The sequence below is a fragment of the Micromonospora foliorum genome, from assembly GCF_022229015.1.
Classification (GTDB): Bacteria; Actinomycetota; Actinomycetes; order Mycobacteriales; family Micromonosporaceae; genus Micromonospora; species Micromonospora foliorum.
In genome coordinates, this window is record NZ_JAKKFF010000223.1 from 1 (window position 1) to 19,626 (window position 19,626).

At 72.5% G+C, this 19,626-nt stretch carries 17 protein-coding genes; 7 read left to right on the forward strand and 10 right to left on the reverse strand.

Annotation, left to right across the window (positions count from 1 at the left end; all coding sequences use genetic code 11):
* The coding region (locus PSH25_RS17125; RefSeq protein ID WP_372492805.1) for an SCO7613 C-terminal domain-containing membrane protein at nt 1-2,236 on the forward strand (2,236 nt) is incomplete at its 5' end.
* A gap of 185 nt (nt 2,237-2,421) precedes the next feature.
* Here the strand turns inward: PSH25_RS17125 and purE are convergent.
* The 6 genes from purE to mca all read right to left on the reverse strand — a co-directional run bounded on the left by purE (nt 2,422) and on the right by mca (nt 10,283).
* Nucleotides 2,422-2,913, reverse strand: coding sequence for a 5-(carboxyamino)imidazole ribonucleotide mutase (purE, locus tag PSH25_RS17130; RefSeq protein ID WP_238660033.1), 492 nt, complete (start codon nt 2,911-2,913; stop codon nt 2,422-2,424).
* Between the two features lie 32 nt (nt 2,914-2,945).
* Entirely contained in the window at nt 2,946-4,121 is a 1,176-nt protein-coding gene (locus tag PSH25_RS17135) for a 5-(carboxyamino)imidazole ribonucleotide synthase (RefSeq protein ID WP_238660034.1), read from the reverse strand.
* Between the two features lie 121 nt (nt 4,122-4,242).
* On the reverse strand, nt 4,243-6,279 hold the full coding sequence (locus PSH25_RS17140; RefSeq protein ID WP_238660035.1) for a thioredoxin domain-containing protein: 2,037 nt from the start codon (nt 6,277-6,279) through the stop codon (nt 4,243-4,245).
* A 69-nt stretch (nt 6,280-6,348) separates the two neighbouring features.
* On the reverse strand, nt 6,349-8,880 hold the full coding sequence (locus PSH25_RS17145; RefSeq protein WP_238660036.1) for a putative bifunctional diguanylate cyclase/phosphodiesterase: 2,532 nt from the start codon (nt 8,878-8,880) through the stop codon (nt 6,349-6,351).
* Between the two features lie 179 nt (nt 8,881-9,059).
* On the reverse strand, nt 9,060-9,353 hold the full coding sequence (locus PSH25_RS17150; protein WP_112582453.1) for a hypothetical protein: 294 nt from the start codon (nt 9,351-9,353) through the stop codon (nt 9,060-9,062).
* 48 nt (nt 9,354-9,401) lie between these two features.
* Nucleotides 9,402-10,283, reverse strand: coding sequence for a mycothiol conjugate amidase Mca (mca, locus tag PSH25_RS17155; RefSeq protein WP_124854725.1), 882 nt, complete (start codon nt 10,281-10,283; stop codon nt 9,402-9,404).
* 202 nt (nt 10,284-10,485) lie between these two features.
* Here mca and PSH25_RS17160 point away from each other — a divergent pair, with 202 nt between their 5' ends.
* On the forward strand, nt 10,486-10,926 hold the full coding sequence (locus tag PSH25_RS17160) for a DUF4307 domain-containing protein (protein ID WP_238660057.1): 441 nt from the start codon (nt 10,486-10,488) through the stop codon (nt 10,924-10,926).
* Between the two features lie 156 nt (nt 10,927-11,082).
* On the forward strand, nt 11,083-11,580 hold the full coding sequence (gene greA / locus PSH25_RS17165) for a transcription elongation factor GreA (protein ID WP_238660037.1): 498 nt from the start codon (nt 11,083-11,085) through the stop codon (nt 11,578-11,580).
* Nucleotides 11,581-11,676: 96 nt separating this feature from the next.
* Here greA and ilvA read toward each other — a convergent pair whose 3' ends face one another.
* From ilvA to PSH25_RS17185, 4 genes are all read right to left on the reverse strand, one after another.
* On the reverse strand, nt 11,677-12,897 hold the full coding sequence (ilvA, locus tag PSH25_RS17170; protein ID WP_238660038.1) for a threonine ammonia-lyase: 1,221 nt from the start codon (nt 12,895-12,897) through the stop codon (nt 11,677-11,679).
* A 153-nt stretch (nt 12,898-13,050) separates the two neighbouring features.
* Nucleotides 13,051-13,902 carry a DUF4328 domain-containing protein gene (locus PSH25_RS17175; protein ID WP_238660039.1) on the reverse strand — a complete coding sequence of 284 codons (852 nt, stop codon included), beginning with the start codon at nt 13,900-13,902 and terminating at the stop codon, nt 13,051-13,053.
* Nucleotides 13,903-13,975: 73 nt separating this feature from the next.
* Entirely contained in the window at nt 13,976-15,385 is a 1,410-nt protein-coding gene (locus PSH25_RS17180) for an amidase (RefSeq protein WP_238660040.1), read from the reverse strand.
* A gap of 13 nt (nt 15,386-15,398) precedes the next feature.
* On the reverse strand, nt 15,399-16,541 hold the full coding sequence (locus PSH25_RS17185; protein ID WP_238660041.1) for a cystathionine gamma-synthase: 1,143 nt from the start codon (nt 16,539-16,541) through the stop codon (nt 15,399-15,401).
* A 96-nt stretch (nt 16,542-16,637) separates the two neighbouring features.
* Between PSH25_RS17185 and PSH25_RS17190 the strand changes: the two genes are divergently transcribed.
* The 4 genes from PSH25_RS17190 to PSH25_RS17205 all read left to right on the forward strand — a co-directional run bounded on the left by PSH25_RS17190 (nt 16,638) and on the right by PSH25_RS17205 (nt 19,603).
* Nucleotides 16,638-17,060: an HIT family protein gene (locus PSH25_RS17190; protein WP_238660042.1), complete on the forward strand. Its 423-nt coding sequence runs from the start codon at nt 16,638-16,640 to the stop codon at nt 17,058-17,060.
* A 76-nt stretch (nt 17,061-17,136) separates the two neighbouring features.
* Nucleotides 17,137-17,799 (forward strand): peptide-methionine (S)-S-oxide reductase MsrA, encoded by a 663-nt coding sequence (msrA, locus tag PSH25_RS17195; protein WP_091394206.1) that lies wholly within the window; start codon nt 17,137-17,139, stop codon nt 17,797-17,799.
* A gap of 368 nt (nt 17,800-18,167) precedes the next feature.
* On the forward strand, nt 18,168-19,097 hold the full coding sequence (locus tag PSH25_RS17200) for a ribonuclease Z (RefSeq protein WP_238660043.1): 930 nt from the start codon (nt 18,168-18,170) through the stop codon (nt 19,095-19,097).
* The gene (locus PSH25_RS17205) at nt 19,094-19,603 is read left to right on the forward strand and encodes a GNAT family N-acetyltransferase (RefSeq protein WP_238660044.1); all 510 of its coding nucleotides are present in this window, start codon (nt 19,094-19,096) and stop codon (nt 19,601-19,603) included. The genes PSH25_RS17200 and PSH25_RS17205 overlap by 4 nt, the downstream gene beginning before the upstream one ends.
* The last annotated feature ends 23 nt before the right edge of the window (nt 19,604-19,626 follow it).

Below are 19,626 nucleotides of genomic sequence, written 5' to 3' on the forward strand. Positions count from 1 at the left end.
CGGCGCCACCTGCCAGGCCCCGGACGCGCTGGCACTGCTGGCCCTCGCCGCCGCCATCCTGCTCCCGCCGCCCTGGCGCTGGGACGTGTCCGGCGTGGCGGTGGTGCTCGCCACGATAGGCGCGCCGGCCGCGTTCGACCTGGCCTGGTGGTCGCCGGTGCTGGTCGGCGGAATGGTCGCCACCGTGTTCGGCATGGCCGCGGTGGCCACGGAGGAGGCGCGCGCTGGGCTGTCCCGGGCCACCGTGGCCGGGGTCGTCGCGCTGCACGCCGCCGGAGCCGGACTGGTCCGCCCGTGGACCACGGCCCTGGCGCTCGGCAGCATCGCGCTGATCGGCGTGGTGGTGGCCACGCTGGGCCGTGTCCTCGCCGGCCCACAGGTCACCGACATCGACACCGAGGGGATGCCTCCGCACCTGGCGCAGATCGGTGGCGCGGCGATCGGTGCCGCCCTGCTGGCCCTCCCCGGTTCGGTGGCAGCCCTGGCCGCCGAGTTCGAACACTCGGCGCAGGTGGTGCTGACCGCCGCGCTGGCCGCGACAAGCCTCGGCCTGGCCGCCGTGGCCGCGGTCCGCCGGCAGGTGCCGCAATATCTGCCCTGGGTCAGCGTGGCCGTGGTCGGCGGGGCCACCATCAGCGCCCTCGCCGCCATACCCACCGGCCTCGCCGCCGGCGTCTACGCGGCCGCCGCCGCCCTGCTCGGCGTACTGGCCGAGCTGATCCGCGCGGCCACCGTGCCGCCCACCGGCGCGGCCCAGCCGGTCCGGCGCTGGGCGGTACGACTCGACGGCGCCCTGCGGCGGCTGCCGGACGACCCGGAACGACGGCGGTGGCGGGTCAACCCGGCCGCGGGTGCGTTGGCCGCGGCGGCGCTTCCGACCGCTCTGGCTCTCGCCTCGATCGCACCCGCGCTGGTCACCGCCCTGGTCGAGCCGCACCGCACCCTGACCCGGATCTGGCAGGGCCCGCCGCCGGAACTGCTCACCCCACCGGCGGACGTGGTCAACCCGACCCACGTGCTGACGGCGTTGCTGCTCACCGCGACCGCCGCGCTCGCCGCCACCGGTTTCAGCGGCGGACGGCGGTCCCGGGCCGTGCCGGTGGTGCTGCCCGGGGCAGCCGTCACGCTGCTGATCGCACCCATCGCGCTGGGGCAGGGCTGGCCCGCCAGCACCGTCGCCGCGCTCTCCGTCTTCACCATCGCGATGCTCGGTCTCGCACTGACCCCACCGCCGCCGCTGGTCGAGCGGGCCCGTTCGCTGCGGCTGGCCCGGGTGCTGGTGTTCGCCATCGGTCTGGCCGGTGGCAGCGCCGGGCTCGCCGGTAGCCTGGCCGACCGGCAGATGACCCTGTTCACCCTCGGCAGCGCGGTCGGGGTGGGCGCGGTGGCGGCGCTGTTCGGCACCACCCAGCGGGCTCGGATCCTCGGCTGGCTCTTCGCCTCACTCATGGCGCAGCTCTTCGTGCTCACCGCAGGCCTGGTCGCCGGGCTGGCGGCGGTCTGGTCCGCGTTCGGGGTGCTGGCCGTCGGCGCGGTCCTGCAGGTGCTCGCCGCGACCCTGCCCCGGCTGCGCCGCCCCGAGGCACAGCGGGAAGCCTCCACGGTGGAATGGACCGGGTACGCTGCCGCGCTGATCGCGTTGGCCCTCGCCTTCGACTCGCCCCGACACATCGCCGCCCTGCTGGCCGCCTGGGGCGCGGTCCTCGGGGTCGCGGCGACCCGACCCGGCCGTCGGCCGGTGGAACGCCGGATCCTGTTCTGGGCGGTGGTGGTCTGTGAGATCACCGCGTGGTGGATCCTGATGCGGGTCGCCGACGTGGCGCTGCCCGAGGCGTACACGCTGCCGTTCGCCGCGTTGGCCCTCCTCGTCGGCGTCCTGGAGTTGCGCCACCGACCCGACATGAGCAGTTGGGTGGCGTACGGGCCGGCGCTGGTCGCGGCCTTCGTGCCGACGCTGGCCATCGTGCTGGCCACCGAGTCCAGCACGATGCGGCAGATGCTGCTGCTGCTCGGCGCGGTCGCGGTGCTGATCTTCGGCTCGTCCAGTCGGCAGCAGGCGCCGGTGATCGTCGGCGCGTCGGTCACCGCGATCGCGGCGATCCACGCCCTGTTCAGCCTGGGCCCGTGGCTGGCGCTGATCCCGGTGGGCATCCTGCTACTGGTGCTCGGCGCGAGCAACGAACGCCGCCGCCGCGCCCAGGAACGCCTACAGACCGCCCTCCGCGGCATGAGATGAAACGGAGGGTCCCTGCGAGGTGCGTGAGTGGGGACGGTTAGCGGGCCGGGCTCGCGGGCCGGGTGCTGGCGGCCGGCGGCCGGGTGCGTCGATCATGGAGTTGTGGTGGGGGACAAAGGGCTAGCAGCACCCTTTTTCGGGCACCACGACTGCATGATCGACCCCGGTTGACGGCGGGGCGAGGGCTAGCGCAGCGTTGCCTGGAGGGCGGCTTCCTTGGTGGCTACCAGCTTCTCCAGGTCCTGCTGGTAGGTCGTCATCTTGGCGCGCAGGCCCTCGTCGCTGGCACCGAGGATCCGTACGGCGAGCAGGCCGGCGTTGCGGGCGTTGCCGATCGACACGGTGGCGACCGGGATCCCGGCCGGCATCTGCACGATGGACAGCAGCGAGTCCATGCCGTCGAGGTGCTTCAGCGGCACCGGCACACCGATCACCGGCAGCGGCGTCACCGAGGCGACCATGCCGGGCAGCGCGGCGGCACCCCCGGCCCCCGCGATGATCACCTTGAGGCCCCGTTCGGCGGCGTCGCGCCCGTACTCGATCATCGCGACCGGAGTCCGGTGCGCCGAGATCACCCGCACCTCGTACGCCACGCCGAAGTCGTCCAACACCTCGGCGGCGGCCCGCATGGTCGGCCAGTCCGAGTCGCTGCCCATGATCAAGCCAACCGTGCTCACTGCGGCCCTTTCGTCGTTCCCGAAACCGTGGCTCACTCGTGGCCCTCGCGCAGCCAGCGCGCTGCCCGTGCGGCCCGGGCCCGCAGGTCGTCCAGGTCGTCGCCGAGCACCGTGACGTGCCCGATCTTGCGGCCAGGTCGTACCTGCTTGCCGTACAGGTGCACCTTGGCGCCCGGCTCGGCCGCGAAGAGGTGGTGCAACCGCTCGTCGATCGACATTCCGCCCGGCTCACCGCCGAGCACGTTCGCCGACACCACCACCGGGGCGGTCAGCGCGGTGTCACCCATCGGGTAGTCCAGCACGGCCCGCAGGTGCTGCTCGAACTGGGAGGTCCGGGCACCCTCGATGGTCCAGTGCCCGGAGTTGTGCGGACGCATCGCCAGCTCGTTGACCACGATCGCGGGCCGGCCGGCGTCGTCGCGTACCTCGAACAGCTCCACGGCCAGCAGGCCGATCACACCGAGCGCGGTGGCCAGGTCGATGGCGAGCTGCTGAGCGGAGACCGCCAACTCCTCGTCCAGGCCGGGCGCCGGGGCCAGCACCTCCACGTTGATGCCGTCGCGCTGTACCGTCTCGACCACCGGGTACGCGGCCACCTGACCGAACGGCGACCGGGCCACCTGCACGGCCAACTCCCGTCGCAGCGGCACCCGCTCCTCGACGATCAGCCGGGTGCCGCCGGCGAGCAGCGTGGTCGCCAGCTCGGTGGCCTGAGCGGCGTCGTCGACCATCCAGACGCCCCGGCCGTCGTAGCCACCCCGGGCCGCCTTGAGCACCACCGGCCAGCCGACCTGCTCACCGAAGCCGACGAGGTCTGCGGGCTCGCCGACCGGCCGCCAGGCCGGGTTGGGCGCACCCAGCTCGGTCAGGCGTTCCCGCATGACCTGCTTGTCCTGGGCGTGCAGGAGCGCGTCCGCCGGCGGGTAGAGGGCCACCCCTTCCGCCGCCAGCGTGCGGATGTGCTCGGAGGGCACCTGCTCGTGGTCGAAGGTGACGACGTCGCAGCCCTTGGCGAAGGTGCGCAGGGCGGCCAGGTCGGTGTGATCGCCGTACTGGACGTCGGCGGCGACCAGCGCCGCGCCGTCGTCGGGGGCGGTCGCGAGCACACGCAGTGACTGGCCGAGGGCGATCGCGGCCTGGTGGGTCATGCGGGCCAACTGGCCGCCACCCACCATGCCGACAACTGGCAGACCGGTACGGGAATCCATAGCGCGGCCAGCCTATCCGGGCCGCCGACGGGCCCACCCGGAGGGCCGGCGACCCGCCTCGGAGGCCCTGGAGAGCCCCTCCGACGTGCCGCGTGGGCGACTACCGGGCGTGGCCGTGCGTTCAGCTCAGCTCGGCGACCAGCTCCTCGACCGAGGTGACCGGCCGCTGGCAGACGAAACCCCGGCAGACGTACGCGGCGGACCGCCCCTCGACCAGCGGACGGTCGGCGAGCAGCGGCACCCCCGGCTGGTCCGGACGCCCGGCGACGACCACCGCTCCGGGCGGAGCGTGCCGGCGGGCGGCGGCCACCAGGGGGTCGCCGGCCGGGTCGTCGGTGACCACGGCGATCTCGTACGGCCCGGAGAGCAACGCCTCGCCGACCGTGGCCGCGTACCCGGTGAACCGGGGGTGCTTACCGACGATCGGCGCGACCGTGCCGAGGGCCGCTTCGGCGGCCTCCCGGTAGCGCGTCTCCCCGGTCAGCGCCGTGTACGCCACCAGCCCGGCGATCAACGCCGACCGGCCGGACGGGGTGGCGTTGTCGGTCGGGTCGGCCGGGCGGGCGACGAGCCGCTCCGCGTCGTCGGCGGTGTCGTAGAAGGCGCCACCGGGCGCGGCGAAGTGCGCCAGGGCGGTGTCCAGCAGCTCGCCGGCCAGGGTGAGCCAGCGACCCTCGCCGGTGAGCTGGTGCAGCGCGCAGAAGGCCTCGGCCACACAGCCGTAGTCCTCAAGGACGCCGGCCGGCTCGCCGACCTTGCCGTTCCGGGAGACCCGGCGCAGCCGGCCGTCCACCAGGTGCACGGTGGCCAGGTGCTCGGCGGCCTGGCGCATCGCCCCGTCGGCGACGATGGTGACGCCGTCCAGCAGGTTGGCATCCTCGTCCTGCGGGGACGCGTACACGGCGGCGACCTGCTGGAACTCGGCGATGGCGGTGATCGCCAGGCCGTTCCAGGCGGCCACCACCTTGTCGTCGAGGGCCGGCTGTGGGCGGGTGTCCCGGGCCGCGAGCAGGCGCCCGACCACCTGCTGCCAGCGGGCGCGTACCTCGGGCGCGGCATCGTCCACGTCCCGGGCCAGCCGCAGCACGCTCATGCCGTGCTCAAAGGTGCCCTGGTCGGTGACGGTGAACAGGTCGGCGGCGAACCGGCCGTCCTCCTCGCCCAACGCCTCGACGAGTTGGGCGGGCGTCCAGGCGTAGGTGAGCCCCTCGACACCCTCGGTGTCGGCGTCCAGTGCCGACGCGAACCCCTGCCCCGGTCGGTGCAGCTCGTCGGCGAGGAACCGGGCGGTGTCCCGGGCCACCCGGCGGGCCAGCGGGTCGCCGGTGAGTCGCCACAGCTGGGTGTAGACCCGCAGCAGCAGCGCGTTGTCGTAGAGCATCTTCTCGAAGTGCGGCACCGTCCAGTGCGCGTCCACGGAATACCGGGCGAAGCCGCCCGCGAGCTGGTCGTAGATGCCGCCCCGGGCCATCGCCTCGGCGGTGTGCCGGGTGATCTCCAGGCTGCCCGGGTCGCCGGTGCGCTGGTGGTGGCGCAGCAGGAAGAGCAGGTTCATGTGCGGCGGAAACTTCGGGGCGCCACCGAACCCGCCGTTCGAGGCGTCGTACTCACTGGCGAGCTTGGCCGCCGCCGCGTCGAGCAGCGGGGCGTCCAGCGGCGCGGTGGGGCCGCCCACGGCCTGCGCGCCGCCGATCGCCTCGACCACGGCGGCGCCCTGGCCCAGCACCGCCTCCCGCTGCTCCCGCCAGGCGGTGGCGACCGACTGCAGCAACTGGACGAAGTTGGGTCGCGGGAAGTAGGTGCCGCAGAAGAACGGGGTGCCGTCCGGGGTGGCGAAGACGGTCATCGGCCAGCCGCCCTGACCGGTCATCGCCTGGGTCGCGGTCATGTAGACCGCGTCCACGTCCGGGCGCTCCTCACGATCCACCTTGATCGACACGAAGTTGTCGTTCATCAGGGCGCCGACCTGCGCGTTCTCGAACGACTCGTGCGCCATGACGTGGCACCAGTGGCAGGCCGCGTAGCCCACCGAGATGAGCACCGGAACGTCCCGCCGCTTCGCCTCGGCGAACGCCTCGTCCGACCAGGGCCACCAGTTGACCGGGTTGTCGGCGTGCTGAAGCAGGTACGGGCTGGTGGCGTCGACGAGTCGGTTCACCTGACGACCATAGCCAGCCCCGGCGCGGACCGCGCGGCCTCCACCCGTACGGTCAACTGCCCGCCACGGTCAGGAGGCGCCGTCAGCGCGGAGCCGGAACACGTTCGACTCCGCCGAGTCGCGCAGCGACCCCAGCACGGCGCCGATCTTGTCCGCCGGCATCGGCTTGAAGAAGTGGTAGCCCTGCGCGGAGGTGCAACCCAGCTCGGTCAGGGCCATCCGCTGTTCGGCGGTCTCCACCCCTTCGGCGACCACCCGCAGCCCCAACTCGTGGGCGAGGCCCACGGTCGTCCGGACGATCGCGGCGGCCTCCGGCGAGTCGGCCATCCGGATGACGAACGAGCGGTCCACCTTCAACTCGTCCACCGCGATCCGGGTGAGGAAGGTCAGCGACGAGAAGCCGGTGCCGAAGTCGTCGACCGCGAGTTGCACGCCCATCGAGCGGAGCGTCGCCAACACCTCGTCGATGACCTCCAGCTCGCTCATCACCACCGTCTCGGTGATCTCCAGAACGAGCCGGTGCGGCGGCACCTGGTGGCGGCGCAACGCTTCGGCGATCTCCGCCGGAAGTCGGGGGTCGAGCAGGCTGCGCGCCGACAGGTTGACCGAGATCGGGACGTCCAACCCGTCCCGGGCCCAACTGGCGGCCACGCTGAGCGCCTTGTTCAGCACGTAGCGGGTGAAGGTGCCGAGCTGCTCGCTGTTCTCCACCGGCCGGATGAAGTCGGCCGGGTTCAGCCACCCCCGCCGGGGGTGCTGCCAACGGATCAGCGCCTCCACCCCGGTGGGGGCACCCGTGGCCAGGTCGACCGCCGGCTGCAGTGCCAACACCAGCTGATCGTCGACCTTCAACGCCTCACGCAACTCGGCCAGCAGGGCGAGCTGGTCGGTGCTGGCCGCGTCGTGCGCGCTGTCGTACGCGGCGACGTTGCCGCCGCCCTCCTTGGCCTGGTACATCGCGATGTCGGCCCGACGCAGCAGCTCGGTCAGGTCCGCGGTGCCAGCGGTGGCCACCACCACCCCGACCGAAACCTCGATGGACATCCGTACGCCGGCCACCTCGGTCGGCGCGGCCAGCCGCTCGGCGATCTCGCGGGCCTGGCGCAACGCGTGGGCCATCGGGGCGGCCCGGTCGCCGAGGACCGGCACCGCCGTGAGCAGCAGCGCGAACTCGTCGCCGCCGAGTCGGCCGAGCAGGTCGCCGCTGCGGACCAGCGTGTTGAGTCGGTTCGCGGTCAGCCGCAGCAGCTGGTCACCCGCCGCGTGGCCGAGGGTGTCGTTGACTTCCTTGAACTGGTTGATGTCCAGCAGCAGCAGCGCCACCGGGTGATCGTGGCTGAGCTGTCGCAGCGACTGGTCGCCCTTGCTCAGCATCGCCGCCCGGTTGGCGAGCCCGGTGAGCGGGTCGTGCACCGCCTCGTACGACGAACGGGCGGTCACCAGCCGCAGCTCGTGGTGGGTCGCGGCGTCGTGCAACGCGGCGGCGAGCGCGTCGCCGAACGCGGCCACCGCGTCGTGTTCCCGGGCCGTGGGCGGGGCCGAGCGGGGGAACCGCACCCGCAGCCGACCGACCGGCGCGGCGCCGACCGACAGCGCCCGGCTCAGCTCGTGCTCGTCCGGCTCCGACTGGGCCGGTGGGCCGGTCTCCCGGTCGACCAGTTGACCGCTGGCGTCGCCCCGGTAGCGGTGCCACCGCCCGTCGGCCCGGGCCACGTCGACGTCCACCAGTTCGGCGTTGAACAGCGTCAGCGCGCCGGTGACCGCCGCGCTGGCCACGCCCCGCTCGTCGAGCTGGTTGAGGGCCGCGGTGGCCTCGGCGAAGGCCCGCCAGGTGCGGCGCTCCTGATCGGAGCGCAGCCGGTAACGGTAGGTCTGCTGCAGCAGCCACAGCAGCGGCGGCAGCAACAGCAACCAGCGCGGGTCGAGCTCCAGCAGAGCGACCACCACGAGGCCGACCGCAACGTTGCCGACGAACATCAGCAGCTTGCCGCGGAGCGCGGCGAGCAGCGGTGGCCCGATCGGCAGCCCGTGTCGCAGACCCAGCGTCACGCCGCCCAGCCAGGCGGTCACCAGGAGGTACGTCACCGAACCGGCGATCACGGCCAGCGCCAGCATCGGGGTGGGCGGAGAGAGCAGCGGCCGACCGAGCGCGGTGGTCACGGAGACGGCCAGTGCCGACGCGGCGGCCAGCGACGCGGCGATCCGGACGATCTCCAGGGCCGGACGGCGGTCGTTGTGCAGTGACAGCATCGTCCAGGCCAGCCCGGTGCCGAGCAGCGTGGCGGACGGGAGCCAGCCGGCCGGAGTCAGGTAGAGGCAGACGATCAGGGCCGCCTCGCCCCAGGTAATGCTGACCATTCCCGCGGCCGAGCGGAACCGCAGCCGGGCGAGCTGGGCGAGGGCCAGGACGGCGACGGCGATGCCGAAGCGGGCCGGGCCACCGAGGGGGTCGTCGGCCGGCAGCCGGACCGGGAGGGTCAACCCGACCGCGGCGGCGGCCAGGGCGGTCAGCGTGACGGCGGCGGTGAGCACCAGCAGCCGGCCCGGTGTGCCACGCACCCCGAGCCGATCGAACGGGTCGTCGGCCGGACCGGAGGTCATCGACCTCCCCCGTCAGCCGACCGACCGACGTCGCGGCGGGCGGCCGGTGCTGTGCTGGTCATCGGCGCCCCCTCCCGCACACGGCTCGGAGACTTTTGGTCCCCCCGGCGGAAGGCTAAGCCAAACCGGGTGGCCGCAACAGGGGGCGACCAACCGGTTCGGCGTGATTCATGCGCGGACTACCCGTTCAGGTGCTGCTGGTGCCCATTGGGAGCGGGCGTGGATGAATCACGCCCCCCGGTCCCGTCTGTCGGATCGACGACTGCCGCATCGGCCCTGGTCGGGTCGGTCGACCCGGACTGCTGGGGGAAACGGTCCGGCAGGCGGCGCAGCCGAGCGTTCATGTTGCGGATCAGCAGGATGGTCGCGGTGGCCAGCAGCAGGATGAGGAAGAGGCCCATCGGCCCGGCCAGACCACCCGTGCGGGTGTCCCCGAAGTTGTTCTCCGCGAGCACCTGGGCAGCGGTCAGCATGGCGTTCCTCCGATGTGCGGTTGGTAACCAGGGTAGCCCCGCCGGGAATCAGCGCGCGTGCGCCGTCTCCCGCACTCCCGCGAAGAGATCGGACTCGGGCAGCGGGCTGTCGACCATCGAGCGGGCCAGCTCGTAGTCCTCGGTCGGCCAGGCGCGTTTCTGGAGCTCCATCGGCACGTGGAACCAGAAGCCGTCCGGGTCGACCTGGGTGGCGTGGGCGCGCAGCGCGTCATCTCGGACCGGGAAGTATTCGGCGCACTCCACCCGGGTGGTGATCCGGGGGCCCTTGTCAGGCCGATCCTCCCACCGCTTGAGCCACTCCTCGTAGGGCGACTCCAGACCGGCGGCCAGCATGCCCTCGTGCAGGGCCATGATCTTGCCCTTGGAGAAGCCGATGTCGTAGTAGAGCTTCAGCGGCTGCCAGGGCGCGCCCAGCTCCGGGTAGCGCTCCGGGTCACCGGCGGCCTCGAACGCGGCCACGCTCACCTTGTGGCACATGATGTGGTCCGGGTGCGGGTAGCCGCCCTCTTCGTCGTACGTGGTCACGACGTGCGGACGGAACTCGCGCATCAGCCGCACCAGCGGGCCCGCGGCGACCTCGACGTCCTGGAGGGCGAAACAGCCCTCGGGCAGCGGTGGCAGCGGATCGCCTTCGGGCAGGCCCGAGTCGACGAAGCCCAGCCAGGCCTGATCGACGCCGAGGATCGCCCGCGCGGCGTCCATCTCGGCTCGCCGGATCTCGCCGATGTTGGCCCACACGTCGGGCCGGTCCAGCTTGGGGTTGAGCACGCTCCCGCGCTCGCCGCCGGTGCACGTCACGACCAGGACGTCCACCCCCTGGGCGACATATTTCGCCGTCGTCGCCGCGCCCTTGCTCGACTCGTCGTCCGGGTGCGCGTGCACGGCCATGAGACGCAGTTGCTCTGCCAACTTCGGCGCTCCTCGTCTGTGCCGGACGGTGGACCCGACCGGGCTCGACCGGCTGACCTGCCGGGATCTTCCTCACCGCACCCTGCCGCCGGCCACCAGCGCCGGGCATGACCTGCCATTCCTGCCGCTGGACCGGGTGGGAGGATGGGGCTCTGCCATTCTTGCCGATGCCGCCGACAACAACGCCAGGAGATACCCGCCGGTGACCGAGACGCACGCCACAATTTCACCAGGCGCGCCGGTATTCCCGGCCGGGCGCTACGGCCGCCGTCGGGCACCGGGCGGAAGGCGCCGCCGTACGCTGCTTGCCGCGCTGGCGCTGTTGGCGCTGGTGGCGACGCTGACCGTGATCTCGGTCCGGCTCTACCGCCAGTACGGCGACCCGGTCTACGACGCCCAGGTGATCACGTACACCGACATCACGGACAACCAGGTGCTTGTCGACTTTCGGGTGACCGTTCCGCCGGGTGGATCGGCGGTCTGCGTGCTGCGAGCCCGGGACCGTTCCGGCGCCGAGGTGGCCCGCGAACAGGTCACCGTGACCGCCGATCCCGGGGACCGGCACGTCACCAGCCGGCACCGCCTGGCCACCACCGCGCGGCCGTTCATCGGCGAGGTTCTGCGCTGCCGGCCACCGTCCTGAGCTGCCCAGACAGCACCGAGAACCGGGTCGACCGAGCGCCTACCGCGGGTGTCGGATCCGGACACCGGCGGTGATGGCCGACACGCTGTGTCGTACCGCACTGGTAACTTGGTAACTCACCTGTCAGCCAGCCACGCACAACTGAGGAGAACGCCTGTGTCCACTGGCAACGAGGCGCCCGCCACCTGGCTGTCGCAGGACGCGTACGACCGCCTCCAGGCCGAGCTCGACGAGCACATCGCCAACCGTCCGGCGATCGCAGCCGAGATCAACGCTCGGCGCGAGGAGGGCGACCTGCGGGAGAACGGCGGCTACCACGCCGCCCGCGAGGAGCAGGGCAAGGCCGAGGGTCGCATCCGCTACCTGCAGGAGCTGCTGCGCACCGCGAAGGTCGGCGAGGCACCGACCGCCGACGCGGTGTCGCCGGGCATGGTCGTGACGATCTACTTCGACGACGACACCAACGACACCGAGACCTTCCTGCTCGGCTCTCGGGAGATCGCGGCCACGACCGACCTGACCGTCTACAGCCCCGAGTCCGCGCTGGGCAAGGCGATCCTTGGTGGTCGACCCGGGCAGACCTGCACCTACACGGCGCCCAGCGGCGCCGACATCAAGGTGACAGTGGTCAGCTTCGAGCCGTTCTCCGGCTGACCGTCGCCGACCGCGCCACCCGCTGCCGGTCGGGCTGACCGACGTCGGCGCCCACTGTCGAAACACCGCGCATCCGAGGCGTGGCACCCACCGGTGTCACGCCTCGGCCGCGAAGACCACCTGATAGCCGCTGGCCCGCAGTGCGCTGATCAGGGTGTCCGAGTGCTCGACGCCCCGGGTCTCCACCGACAGCGCCACCTCCACCTCGCCGAGGCTGAGGTGCGGGTTGGCCCGCTGGTGCTCCACGTCCACCACGTTGGCCCGGTGCTCGGCGATCTGGCTGAGCAGCGACGCGAGCTGCCCCGGCCGGTCCGAACAACGCACGGTCACCCGCAGGTAGCGACCCGCCGCGGCCAACCCGTGCTCGATCACCCGCAGCATCAGCAACGGGTCGATGTTGCCGCCGGAGAGCACCGCGACCACCGGCGTCTCCACCTCGACCACGCCGGCCAGCAGCGCGGCGACACCGACCGCCCCGGCCGGCTCGACCACCTGCTTGCCCCGCTCCAGCAGCATCAGCAGGGCCCGGGAGATGTCCTCCTCGGAGACCGTGACGATCTCGTCGACCAACTTGCGCACGTGGTTGAAGGTGATCTCGCCCGGTCGGCCGACCGCGATGCCGTCGGCGATGGTGGAGAAGACGGGCAGTCGGACCGGTTCTCCGGCGACCAGTGAGGGCGGGAACGCCGCCGCGCCGGCCGCCTGCACACCGATGATCCGGACGTCCGGTCGCAACGCCTTCGCGGCCACCGCCATGCCCGAGATCAGACCGCCGCCACCCACCCCGGTGATGATCGTCTTCACGTCCGGGCACTGTTCGAGGATCTCCAGCGCCACCGTGCCCTGACCGGCGATCACGTCCGGGTGGTCGAACGGGTGGATCAGCACCGCTCCGGTGCGCTCGGCGTACGTGTGCGCGGCCACCAGCGACTCGTCGACGGTGTTCCCGGCCAACTCGACCTGCGCGCCGTACCCCTTGGTGGCGGCGACCTTCGGCAGCGGCGCGTTGACCGGCATGAAGACGGTGGCGTGCGTGCCGACCAGGCCGGCGGCGAGGGCCACGCCCTGCGCGTGGTTGCCCGCGCTCGCCGCGACCACACCGCGCTCCCGCTCCGCCGCCGACAACCGGGAGATCCGCACGTACGCGCCCCGCACCTTGTACGAGCCGGCGCGCTGCACGTTCTCGCACTTGAGCCACGTCGGCCCGCCCAGCGCCGCGCTGAGCGGCCGGGAGGGCTCCAGCGGGGTGGTGCGGATGACGCCAGCGAGCAACTCCCGTGCGGCCCGCACGTCGTCGAGACCGACCAGTTCCGTCATGCCCCGATCGTGCCACCCGCGCTCCCCGACCAACCCGCGGGCCAGGCCGACCGGGGGGCGCAGGCCGACCGGACCGGGTTGATCCGCTCGATATCCCAGAAAGCGCGGTATCCGGGCCGCCCGGACCCCCCGACTTCAATGATCCCGAGTGAATCACGAAGCTGGCGCGACCCCCGGCACCTCAAGGGCGGGCTGCGCCGCCGGAGCGGACTGGGCAGGCGGGGCGGCGGGCCAGGTCTGGGCCGGCCAGACCGGGGCGGTCGGCCACTGGCGGGTGGCGCTGGCGATCCGGGCCTCCTGGGCAGCGGAGATCCGTTGGATCAGCAGGATCAGCGTCACCGCCGCGATCACGCAGCCCAGCGCGGGCAGCGTGGTGCGGAGCAGGGAGTCCTGGTACAGGTCGGAGTACGCCTGGTAGCCGGCGTCGTTGAGAGGGATCTCCGCCAGCTTCTCGTACGCCCGGTCGTCGGCGCGGCTGGCGAGCCGCTCACCGATGCTGAACACCAGCCAGGAGCACCACCAGACGGCCACGAGCGCCGGCGTGGCCCGCCGCCAGAGGCTGTCCCGGGCCACTCCCGCCACGACCCGGGCCGGCACCACGAAGTTCGCGAAGGGCACCAGCCAGCCGGCGATCGCCCAGCCGGGCCCGAAGGCCGGCTCGGCGCCGGGGAAGGCGTCGGTGTTCTTGCGAGCCCGCCAGGTCCAGATGATCACCAGTACGGCCGCGGTGAGGTGTACCACCGTCATGATCAGCGCCACCACTGCGACGATGATCCCCGCGCCGATAAGCAGGTCCGGGTCGTCGTTGGCCCTGGCCCGCCGGGCCAGCACCATGCCGACCAGCGAGGACAGCGCCACCGCCAGGTAGAGCACGGCGGTCGCGCCGACGGCGACGTTCGCCGCCAGGCCGATCCCGCGTACCCGGTAGGTCGGCAGCCCCGGCGTGACGGCGGGCTGGCCGAGCGGCGTGAAGCACCGCAGGCAGTAGTCGTTTTCGGGGGACATCGCGTCCCCGCAGGTCTGGCAGCGCACTGGTGTCCCCCGTGGTCGCGCGTAGGTGCGCGCACACGCTAGACGATCATGCGGTGGCCGGCGACCCCGTTCCGACCCGGGGGTAGCCGGGGGCGTGGCGCGTCCACGGGGCGGCCATCTCGAACTGGCCGGCCACGCCGAGCAGCAGCAGCTCCGAGCCGGGCGGGCCGACCAGCTGGACGGCGACCGGCAGGCCGTCCGGGCGGCGACCGACCGGCACGACGACCGCCGGCAGGCCGGCGATGTTCCAGGGTGCGGCGTACGGGGCGTACCGGATGTTGGCTGTCATGTTCGCCCGCCAGGACCGCTCCGACCAGCGGGCCGCCTCCGGTGGTGCGCTGGCCAGCGCCGGAGTGAGCAGCAGGTCGACTGAGTGGTCGGTGAAGAAGTCCACCGACCGTTGCCGCCAGGCGGCCCGATCCGCCTCCCGCACGTAGCCGCGACGCTGCGCCCACTCGCCCAGCGCGACGTGCCGCCGGGTACGCCGTTGCAGCCCACGCCGGTCCAGACCAGCGGCCCGGACGTCGGTGGCGGCTGCGGCGAACCAGGTGGCGATGCCCTGCAGACCGAGCGCGGTGGGGTAGACCGGATCGGCCGGCACCGTGTCGTGCCCGGCGGCGGCGAGGAGCCGGCCGGCGGCGGCAACCGCGTCCCGGTTGGGCGCGTCCGGTGCGACACCGCGCACCGGGGAGCGCAGCGAGACGCCCACCCGCAGGCGCTGCGGGGGGACCAGCTTCTCGGGACGCCGGCCGGCGAGCACCGAGAAGCCGACCGCCGCGTCGGCGACCGTGCTGGTCAACATGCCGTGCTCGGTGAGGCCGAACCAGTCGTCCGCCCCGAGCTGGCAGGGGACCACACCCCGACCGGGCTTGAGCCCGACCAGTCCGCAGCAGGCCGCCGGAATCCGGATCGAGCCGAGACCGTCGTTGGCGTGCGCGATCGGCACCAGCCCGGCGGCGACCGCGGCGGCGGCACCACCCGAGGACCCACCCGGGGTACGCGTGCTGTCCCACGGGTTACGGGTCACCGCGCTGTCGTCGTCGGTGAGTGCCCACAGCCCCAGCTCCGGCATCCGGGTCACGCCGAGGATCACCGCGCCGGCGCCGCGCAGCCGACGTACCACCTCGTGGTCGGCCTCCGCGACGTCGGTGCGGGCGGCGGCCGACCCGTTCCAGGTGGGCAGGCCGGCGACCGGGGTGTTCTCCTTGACCGCCACCGGAACCCCGGCCAACGGCAGGTTGGCCAGGTCCTCCTGCTCGTCGACCTTCTCCGCCTCGGTGATCGCCTCCCCGCCGCGCACGGCGCGGAACGCGGCCAGCTCGCGGTCGGCCCGGGAGATGTACTCGAGGTGGTCGGCGACGACCTGGGTCGCCGAGACGTCACCTCGGCGTACGCCTCGGGCGATCTGCTTGGCGGTCGCTCCGACCCAGGTCGCCATGATGTCCTGCACGGCCATCCTCCCCCAGCGGTCAGCCCAGCGCCTGCTCCAGATCGGCGAGTAGGTCGTCGACCGTCTCGATGCCGACAGACAGTCGCACGAGATCGCCGGGAACTTCAAGCGGCGAGCCGGCAGCACTTGCGTGTGTCATCCGACCCGGGTGCTCGATCAGGGATTCCACGCCGCCCAGCGACTCGGCGAGCACGAAGAGCTTGGCCCGGTTGCAGATGTCCACGGCGTGGTCCTCACCACCGGCGGCGCGGAACGAGATCATGCCGCCGAACCGGCGCATCTGCTTGGCGGCCACCTCGTGACCGGGGTGCGAGGGCAGCCCCGGATAGAGCACCTGGGCGACCTTGGCGTGCCCGTCGAGGTACGCGGCGAGCCGCTCGGCGTTGTCGCAGTGCCGGTCCATGCGTACCCCGAGGGTCTTGATGCCCCGCAGGGTGAGCCAGGCGTCGAACGGGCCGTTGATCGCGCCCATCGCGTTCTGGTGGTAGCGCAACTCCTCGCCGAGCCCGGCGTCGGCGACCACGAGCGCGCCACCGACCACGTCGGAGTGCCCACCGATGTACTTGGTGGTGGAGTGCACCACCACGTCCGCGCCGAACGCGATCGGCTGTTGCAGGTAGGGCGAGGCGAAGGTGTTGTCCACCACCAGCAGGGCGCCGGCGTCGTGTGCCACGGCGGCCAGGGCGGCGATGTCGGCGATACCGAGCAGCGGGTTGGTCGGCGTCTCCACCCAGACGATCTTCGTGCGGCCGGGCTGCACGGCCGCCCGGACCGCGGCCGGGTCGGAGACCTTGGCCGGGCTGAACTCCAGGCCCCAGCGCTGGGCGACCCGGGCGAAGAGCCGGTACGTGCCGCCGTACGCGTCGTCCGGGATCACCACGTGGTCGCCGGGCTGGCACACGGCCCGCAGCAGGGTGTCCTCCGCCGCCAGGCCGCTGGCGAACGCGAGCCCCACCGGCCCGCCCTCCAGCGCCGCCAGGCACTCCTGGAGCGCGTCACGGGTCGGGTTGCCGGAGCGGCTGTACTCGTAGCCGAGGCGGGGTGCGCCGACGGCGTCCTGGGCGTACGTGCTGGTCTGGTAGATCGGTGGGATCACCGCGCCGGTGCGGGCCTCGGGGTCCTGACCGGCGTGGATGGCGAGCGTCTCGAAGCCGTGACTCATTCTGGTGAGGCTAGTGCCCCGTCCCGAGGGGTGGAACGGAACCCACGCTCCCGGGCGAGGCCGGACCGTCCGGGGCCGTCGGCATAGCCTGGCCCGATGAGCGGTTGCGTGTTCTGCGGGATCGTGACGGGCGAGGTGCCGGCGTTCCGGGTGGCTGACACCCCGGACGGGGTGGCGTTCCTGGACACCCGGCCGGTGTTCAAGGGGCACGTGCTGGTGGTGCCCCGGGTGCACCTGGTGACCCTGGCCGAGTTGCCGGCCGACCTGCTGCCCGGCTACTTCGCCATGGTCCGGCGGCTGGCGGTGGTGGTGGAGACCGCTCTCGGTGCCGGTGGGACGTTCGTGGCGATGAACAACAAGGTGTCCCAATCGGTGCCCCACCTGCACACCCACGTGGTCCCGCGCACCAAGGGCGACGGGTTGCGGGGCTTCTTCTGGCCGCGCACCCGGTACGACGACGACACCGAGGCCCAGACGTACGCGGACCGGATCGCGGCGGCGTTCTCCGGTGGGGCCTGACTCCCGGCCACGCGGGTAAGGAAGCTGGACCCTCCGGTGTTACACGCTGGGAGCGGTACGAGAGGAGATCCCCACCGTGTTTCTGCGCCGCATGAACGCCGATATGGTCTCGCCCGACCAGGCACTGCCGGGCCGTCAGATCGCCATGCCGGTCGCCGACCGCCACGAGGTGCTGGGCACCCCGTTGAAGGGCCCGTTCCCTGAGGGCCTCCAGGTCGCGGTCTTCGGCATGGGCTGTTTCTGGGGCGCCGAGCGGCTGTTCTGGACGCTCCCCGGCGTCTACACCACCTCCGCCGGCTACGCGGGTGGCATCACCAAGAACCCGACGTACGAGGAGACGTGCTCCGGCCGGACCGGGCACGCCGAGGTCGTCCAGGTGGTGTACGACCCCAGCAAGATCAACTATGAGGACCTGCTGAAGGTCTTCTGGGAGAACCACGACCCGACCCAGGGCATGCGCCAGGGCAACGACGTGGGCACGCAGTACCGCTCAGCGATCTACACGACCACCGACGAGCAGCGGACCATCGCGGAGTCGTCCCGGGACGCGTTCCAGCCGATCGTGACGCGGGCCGGCAAGGGTGAGATCACCACCGAGATCGCCCCGCTCGGCAGCTACTACTTCGCCGAGGACTACCACCAGCAGTACCTCGCCCCGACCAAGAACCCGAACGGGTACTGCAACCACGGCCCGAACGGGCTGAGCTGCCCGGTCGGCGTGGCCCGAGTCGGCGGCTGACCACCGCCACCCGCACGCGTGTGATGCCCGGCCACCCAGCGAGGTGGCCGGGCATTCCCGTTCGGCCCTGTGATCGAAATCCGTTGCCGAGCCCGACGAGAACTCGATAACGTGGCCGTACACGTGAAAGGAGGTGGTCCAGACTTGTATAGCAATCGGACTCGTGAGGTGGCTGTCAGCTAGCCGCTGTCCTCGACAGTGATCGGCCCGCCGCGAGGTGGGCAAAAAGCACCATCGTCGAGACCGTGTGGCAGCGGTGCGGCGAATCCACGACAGCCACCCGACCCCCGGGGTGCCGGCCAAGTCCAGCCGGCCCGCGCACCAGCGCGGAGCGCCCCGGGGGTCGCTCCATATCCGCGGGAGTGGCGATGTCCATGCGCGAGCTGGTGGTGCTGGGGACGGCCAGCCAGGCGCCGACCCGTCAGCGCAACCACAACGGGTACGTGCTGCGCTGGGACGACGAGGTGATCCTCTTCGACCCGGGCGAGGGCAGCCAGCGTCAGCTCCTGCACACCACGGTCACCGCCACCGACCTCACCCGGATCTGCGTCACCCACTTCCACGGCGACCACTGCCTCGGCCTACCCGGCACCATCCAGCGACTCTCCCTGGACCGGGTGGCGCACCCGGTCGCCGTGCACTTCCCCGCCGGCGGCGCCGAATACTTCGCCCGGCTGCGGTACGCCACCTCCTTCTACGAGACCGCCGAGCTGCGGGTCGAGCCCATCGAGACCGACGGGCAGCGGATCGCCCTGCGCTGCGGCACGCTGGAGGCACGCCGGCTCCGGCACCCCATCGACACGTACGGCTACCGGCTGGTCGAGCCGGACGGGCACCGGATGCTGCCGGAGAAGCTGGCCGCGTACGGCATCGCCGGGCCTGCCGTCGGCGAGCTGATCCGCGTCGGGCACCTGGACCTCGACGGACGCCGCGTCACCCGGGCCGAGGTGAGCGTGCCCCGGCCGGGGCAGCGGTTCGCGTTCGTGATGGACACCGGCCTCTGCGACGGGGTGTACGCCCTCGCCGAGCACGCCGACCTGCTGGTCATCGAGTCGACGTTCCTGGAGTCGGAGGCCGCGCTCGCCGCCGAGGTCGGGCACCTGACCGCCGCGCAGGCCGCCCGGGTGGCGACCGAGTCCGGGGTACGCCGACTCGTGCTCACCCACTTCTCCCAGCGCTACCCCGACCCGCGCCGGTTCCACGACGAGGCGCGCGCGCACTTCGACGGCGATTTGATCATCGCCGAGGACCTGACCACGGTGCAGCTTCCGCCGCGCCGGGTAGCCTCGGCCGGGTGACCGTCACGCTCCGCCCCGCGGCCGAGGGCGACCTGATGGCGGTGGGTGCCCTGCACCAGCGCTCCCGGGTCGCCGCCTACTCCGCCTTCCTGCCGGCCGAGGCGCTGGCCAACCCGACGCCGGAGGCGATGGGGCGGTACTGGGTCGAGCGGTGGGTCTGGGAGCGGGACACCCACCGGATGACGGTGGCCGAACGGGCCGGGACGTTGGTCGGGTTCAGCCACCTGGGCCCGGACGACGAGGACCACCCCGCCACCGGGCTGCTCAACGCCATCCACCTCGATCCGGCCGAACAGGGCCGCGGCACCGGCCGCACCCTGATGGTGGATGCGCTGGACGCCATGCGGGCGCAGGGCTGGCGGCGTGCCGCGCTCTGGGTGCTGCGGGACAACGCCCACGCCCGCTCCTTCTACGAGCGCGGCGGCTGGACCCCGACGGGCGATGAACGAGACGAGATGATCGGCCCAACACCTACCCCACAACTCCGCTACGCCCGTCCGCTCTGACCCCAGGCCCTGGTCGATCATGG